Annotated in this window: 1 protein-coding gene; it reads right to left on the bottom strand. The window is 64.5% G+C overall.

The features are described from left to right. On the bottom strand, window positions 1-304 hold a 304-nt coding region (locus EN857_RS34015), incomplete at both ends, for a substrate-binding domain-containing protein (protein WP_145972045.1).

Below are 304 nucleotides of genomic sequence, written 5' to 3'. Positions count from 1 at the left end.
GTGGGCACGGCGATGCTTTCCTCGACCTTCTCGCCGGCGAGCGCCTTCTTGACGTTCTCCACCGCCTGCTTGCCGACGAGATAGGGAAGCTGCGCGACGGAAGCGTTGAGGCGGCCTTCCTTGATCGACTTCACCGCATCGACATTGCCGTCGACGCCGATCATCGTCACCTGCTGGCCCTTGCCCGCCGCGTAGACCGATTCCACGGCGCCCAGCGCCATAGTGTCATTGGCGCAAAAGATGGCGACGAGATCGGGATGCGCGGTCAGCGTGTCGGTAGCGATCGAGGCCGCCTTGCCGCGAT

Origin of the sequence: Mesorhizobium sp. M4B.F.Ca.ET.214.01.1.1, assembly GCF_004791545.1 — a bacterium.
In the GTDB taxonomy this organism is placed as follows: domain Bacteria; phylum Pseudomonadota; class Alphaproteobacteria; order Rhizobiales; family Rhizobiaceae; genus Mesorhizobium; species Mesorhizobium abyssinicae.
This window is presented reverse-complemented; position numbering and strand designations above follow the sequence as displayed.